The sequence below is a fragment of the Oleiphilus sp. HI0132 genome (genome assembly GCF_001635845.1).
In genome coordinates, this window is record NZ_LWGJ01001191.1 from 1 (window position 1) to 5,811 (window position 5,811).

4 protein-coding genes are annotated in these 5,811 nt (G+C 44.0%); all 4 read right to left on the reverse strand.

The genetic code is table 11. From position 1 onward, the window contains the following. Positions 1-1,485 (reverse strand): ABC transporter ATP-binding protein (locus A3766_RS17105; RefSeq protein WP_068642575.1); only part of this gene is annotated, 1,485 nt, incomplete at its 3' end. A gap of 26 nt (positions 1,486-1,511) precedes the next feature. After that, on the reverse strand, positions 1,512-2,546 hold the full coding sequence (locus tag A3766_RS17110; protein ID WP_068509074.1) for an ABC transporter permease: 1,035 nt from the start codon (positions 2,544-2,546) through the stop codon (positions 1,512-1,514). 2 nt (positions 2,547-2,548) lie between these two features. Continuing rightward, positions 2,549-3,652, reverse strand: coding sequence for a microcin C ABC transporter permease YejB (locus A3766_RS17115; protein WP_068509072.1), 1,104 nt, complete (start codon positions 3,650-3,652; stop codon positions 2,549-2,551). Beyond that, positions 3,652-5,436, reverse strand: coding sequence for an extracellular solute-binding protein (locus tag A3766_RS17120; protein WP_068509069.1), 1,785 nt, complete (start codon positions 5,434-5,436; stop codon positions 3,652-3,654). Before A3766_RS17120 ends, A3766_RS17115 begins: the two co-directional genes overlap by 1 nt. Positions 5,437-5,811 lie beyond the last annotated feature (375 nt).

Genomic DNA, 5,811 nt, shown 5'->3' on the forward strand with positions numbered 1-5,811 from the left:
ACTTAATGCTCGTACGACTGCGAGGTCGTGACTAATGAATAAGTAGGCGATTTGGTACTTTTCCTGAAGGTGTCTCAGCAAATCTATCACTTGGTTTTGGACAGTACGATCTAAAGCAGATGTTGGCTCGTCGAGTATTATTAGCTTGGGCTTAAGGACGAGCGCTCGTGCAATTGCAATTCGTTGCCTTTGTCCACCGGAAAACTCGTGTGGATAACGATGGCGCATGCCCGGGTCGAGTTCGACCTCTTCGAGCACTTTAATGATTATTTGTTCTCGTTCGTCAGGAGTTCCAATGTTATGTATTTCTAAGCCCTCGTTAATGATTTGCATAATTGACATGCGAGGACTGAGGCTGCCATAGGGGTCCTGAAAGACAATTTGCATTTCTTTTCGGAAGGGGCGGAATGCTTGTTGGTCAAGATTGTGAGTGGGCTTACCTTCAAAGAATATCTCACCTTCACATTGCTGAAGTCTAAGTAAAGCGAGGCCGAGGGTGGTTTTTCCGCTGCCGCTTTCGCCGACGATACCAAGAGTTTCGCCTGCTTTTAGTTTTATTGAGATGTCTTTAGTTGCCTTTAAGAACTCAAGAGGCTTGCCCCAGAAACTTTTCTTAGTAGGAAACCATACGTTGATGTCCTTACTTTCTAAAATTGTTTTAGCGTCGTTCGGGATTTTCTTAGGTGAGCCGCTAGGGTCAGAGTTAATAAGTAGCTTCGTATACTCTTGCTTTGGAGTAGCGAAGATATCTTCGCAATATCCAGATTCGATGAGTTTTCCATGGTGCATCACTACCACTTCGTCTGCATAATGGCGTACGATGCTCAGGTCGTGGGAAATAAGAATGACGGACATTCCAAACTTTTTTTGTAACCCCCGGATTAACTCAAGTACCTGCTTTTGTACGGTTACATCCAACGCTGTTGTTGGCTCATCTGCGATGAGTATGTCTGGTTCGTTGGCTAGCGCCATAGCGATCATTACGCGCTGCTTTTGTCCGCCTGATAGTTGGTGAGGATAGGATCCCAGGCGAGACTCAGGCTCAGGAATACCAACTAGATCTAGTAATTCGATAACACGCTTACGAGCGGCTCGAGTTGAATGAGCGCTGTGTAACTGTATTGATTCGGCAATTTGTTTCTCAATCGTATGTAGCGGATTAAGTGACGTCATTGGCTCCTGAAAGATCATGCCAATTTTACCGCCACGCACACTTCTTAATTCAGTCTCGCTTGCTTTTAAAAGGTCTTTGTTTTGAAAAAGGATTTCGCCACTCGGGTAAGACGTTTTATTTCTTGGATGTAAGCCGAGAATCGCCTGGGCAGTTACTGATTTTCCAGAACCGCTTTCGCCAACAATTGCGATTGTCTTTCCCGCGTGAATATCAAAACTGATACCTTTAACTGCCTCTATTTCTTGCTCTCCTTGTTGAAAGCAAACACGAAGGTCTCTGATAGATATTTGAGCATCGTTATCGTTTGTCATAAAAACTAATTACCTTGAGTGCGTGCTTATATCTTTTTTGGGTCGAATGCGTCGCGTACGGCTTCGCCAATAAATACAAGTAGAGACAGCATTAGTGCAAGAACAATAAATGCCGATGCGCCGAGCCAGGGTGCGTGTAAATTTGTTTTGCCTTGTGAAATCAGTTCACCTAGTGAGGGTGATCCTGGTGGAAGCCCAAAGCCAAGAAAGTCGAGAGAGGTCAGGGTAGTAATTGAACCCGTGAGAATGAAAGGCATGAAAGTAAGTGTCGCGACCATAGCATTAGGAAGCATGTGTCTAAACATAATTCCTCTATTGTCCAAGCCTAGTGCACGGGCTGCGCGTACGTATTCTAGGTTTCTAGCGCGCAAGAACTCTGCGCGTACAACGTCAACTAGCCCCATCCAGCTGAATAACAGCATAATACCAAGTAGCCACCAGAAGTTAGGCGTAATAATACTACTCATGATTATCAGCAGAAATAGAACGGGTAGCCCAGACCAGATTTCTATAAAACGTTGGCCATAAAGGTCGATGCGGCCGCCATAAAAGCCTTGTATAGCGCCAACTACCACACCAACAACAGAGCTAAATAATGTGAGTGCTAAACCAAAGAGTACTGATATTCTAAAACCGTAAATCAATCTTGCGACAACATCACGAGCCTGATCGTCGGTCCCAAGTAAGTTTTCACTTGAAGGAGGGCTTGGGGCGGGTACAGGAAGTTGATAGTTAATGGTGTCGTAGCTGTATTGTATAAGAGGCCATAACATCCAGCCTTCTTCATTAATCAGCTCAGAAACGTATTCGTCACGATAGTCGGCTTCGGTCTCAAAGTCTCCTCCGAATGCGGTTTCTGGGTAACTATTTAAGAATGGCGTATAAAGTTCACCCTGATAGGACACCAAAAGAGGCTTGTCATTTGCAATGATTTCGGCAAACAGTGAAGCAAAAAATAAAATCGAGAATAAGATTAAAGAGTAATATCCGCGTTTATTGGCCTTGAAGTTAGCAAGGCGTCGGCGATTCAGGGGTGACCACGAGCTAGTATTAATCAACATCACTATTGCTCCCTGCTTGCAAAGTCAATTCGCGGGTCAATAAAGACGTATGTCAGGTCGCTAATGAGTTTTAGAATTAGACCAACCAGGGTAAATACGTAAAGCGTTCCAAACATAACCGGATAATCGCGGTTGAGTACAGCTTCGAAACCAAGCAGTCCAAGGCCGTCAAGCGAAAAAATTACCTCTATCAACATCGAGCCTGTGAAGAATATACCGATCAAGGCGCTAGGCATTCCTGCAATAACTATCAGCATGGCATTTCTAAATACATGTCCATATAAAATGCTTTTGTCTGTGAGCCCCTTAGCTCTGGCAGTCGTAACATACTGCTTGTTGATCTCATCCATGAAGGAGTTCTTGGTAAGCATTGTTAGAGTTGCAAAGCCACCTATAACGATAGCGGTAACTGGCAGTACTAGGTGCCAAGCATAATCCAGAATTTGCTCGCTTGTCGTCATGGTGTCAAAGTCTGGCGAGGTAAGACCGCGTAAAGGGAACCAGTCCCAGTATGTTCCACCAGCAAAGAGAACTATTAGGATAACGCCGAATAAGAAGCCAGGAATTGCGTAACCAACAATAATGACACTACTGGTCCAAAGGTCGAACTTGGAGCCGTCTTTGATCGCTTTTTTGATGCCGAGCGGGATCGATATAAGGTAGATGATCAGTGTTGACCAAAGACCAAGAGAAATTGATACCGGCATTTTTTCAAGGACTAAGTCGAGTACACTTTTGTCGCGGAAAAAGCTTTCGCCAAAGTCAAAAACAGCATAGTTTTTGATCATAATAAAGAAGCGCTCATAAGCTGGCTTATCGAAGCCATACATCTTTTCAATGCGCTCAATAAGCTCAGGGTCAAGGCCTTGAGCACCATGGTATTTAGAGGAGCTGCCAGAGCTGCTAGAACTTGAGGTGTTGGTAGATAGCTCTCCGCTACCGCCGCCTAAACGGCTTTGAACGTCTGAACCCATTCCCTGAATCTGTGCGAGCATTCGCTCAACGGGGCCGCCGGGTGCTGCTTGCACGATAATGAAGTTTAAGAGCATGATACCGAGTAGTGTCGGTATCATAAGAAGAAGTCTGCGAAGAATGTAGGCGCTCATTACTTACGGAACCACCACGTATCGATCGCTACTCCGGATTTGGGGGAAATTTCAGGTCTCGCAAGGCTCTTAGTGTAAGCGATACGCTCAACCGGGTTATACCAGTTAGGTATTACGTAGTGCCCGTGTAGTAGAACTCTGTCGAGAGCACGAGTTCGATTAACTAAAGACTTTCTGTCTGGCGCACTGATGACAAGATCAACAAGCTTATCCACGACAGGGTCTTGTATTCCGGCAATGTTTCTAGAACCCTGCGTATTGGCTTTTGATGAATGCCAGTATTCTCTTTGCTCGTTACCTGGTGAATTTGACTGACCAAAACCACCAACCATCACATCGAAGTCAAAAGAGCGGCGGCGATTTATATACTGGGTAGTATCTACGACGCGGATACCGGCTTCAATTCCAAGTTTTTCAAGATTTTTAATAAAGGGTTGTACTACACGCTCAAAGTCTTTCTGGAATAATAAAAACTCGAATGAAAAGGGCTTTCCGCTCTGCTTATTTGTCAGCTTGCCATCCTTCACAGACCAGCCTGCTTCTTTCAGTAACTTGATGGCTTTCCTTAAATTTTTTCGCAAGCTTGCAGGTTTTTCTGTGCTAGGTGAACGGTATTCACTTGTAAAAACAGATGATGGAAGTTGGTCTCTAAAGGCTTCAAGGGTGCTTAGCTCTTCACCAGTCGGCAAGCCCCGCGAAGCGAGTTCAGAGTTCTCAAAATAACTATTACTGCGTGCATATTGCCCATTAAACAAATTCTGGTTGGTCCATTCAAAGTCAAATGCATAGGCGAGCGCCTGTCTGACACGGCTATCCTTGAAAAGTTCTCTACGTGTATTGATAACAAAAGCCTGAAGACCGGCTGGGCGCTCGTGCTTAACTTCTTCTTTGATCAGTTCGCCGTTATCAAACTTTGGGCCGACGTAGGCGTTAGCCCAGTTGCGTGCAGTGTTCTCAATGCGGAAATCAAACTCGCCAGCTTTGAAAGCCTCCAATGCAACAGTGTTATCTTTGTAATATTCGTATACGATTTTATCGAAATTATACATACCCTTGTTAACCGCAAGATCTTTTGCCCAGTAGTTTGGGTTTTTCTTCAGTGTGACCGAGCGACCAGGGTCAAAGCTGTCGATCATGTAAGGGCCGTTGCCGACAGGAATATTTAGCGACGATTTACCGAAATCGTGTTTACTCCAATAGTTTTTGGAAAAAATCGGGAGTTGACCAATGATGAGCGGGAGTTCTTTATTTTGATTGGTAGCAAACTCAAAATGAATGACTGAATCTGAGCGAACCTCAACGTTTTTTACATCGGCATAGTAAGCTGCATAGAATGGTTGTGCTTTTTCATGCTTCGTTAGTGTTTCGAAACTGAACTTTACGTCGTCTGCTGTTATGGGGCTGCCATCAGAAAACTTGGCATTAGGGTTTAGCTTGAATGTAACTGATGAACGGTCATCAGGCGTCTCGATTGTTTCGGCAATTAGTCCATATTCGCTGAAAGCTTCATCACTCGCATGCTTTGTGAGACTTTCATACAAGTAGCGAACACCCGCGGCAGAAACGCCTTTAATAATATAAGGGTTGAAACTGTCGAAGTTATCACCGACAACGCCTAGTTTTAATGTGCCACCCTGGTTTGCAACAGGGTTGACGTAGTCAAAATGCTCAAAAGACGGGTCGTATTTTAACGAACCATGCATTGCAATACCGTGCTGAGGATTTGCAGCAATAGTGAAAGTTTGAAAGATGAGAGTAAAAAACAAAGCGAATTTAAAATGCATGGCTTATTTTGCTTATTGTAAATGTAGTTGAAAAATCTAGTCTCAATGCACACTTTAGTGCAAATTACAGGATGAAAGATCGTAAAGTTAAATGATAGACTCGTCTATAGCTTTTATCACCTTAAAGGCTTACGAAATATTTAGTTAGGCAAAACTGTTATTTAAGTTCGTTTTTTACAAGGCCGCAACGCTGGCATTTTGACACCGTTACAAGCTTGCCCTGTTTAACGTCGAACTTTGAGTTGCTTATAACCTTCCACTTATGAAAGCCGCTTTTGCATAAAGTTTTGCCTTTATGCTTGGCCTTTGGGGATGGTNTTTTAAAGGCGTTTCTGCCGCGGGTGTTCGCTACTTGTATGAAAGTCTCACAAAGCA

Excerpts from the sequence above, each read along its gene's own strand:
- A3766_RS17110 (WP_068509074.1), bottom strand. The coding sequence starts at position 2,546 with ATGTTGATTAATACTAGCTCGTGGTCACCCCTGAATCGCCGACGCCTT.
- A3766_RS17115 (WP_068509072.1), bottom strand. The coding sequence starts at position 3,652 with ATGAGCGCCTACATTCTTCGCAGACTTCTTCTTATGATACCGACACTA.
- A3766_RS17120 (WP_068509069.1), bottom strand. The coding sequence starts at position 5,436 with ATGCATTTTAAATTCGCTTTGTTTTTTACTCTCATCTTTCAAACTTTC.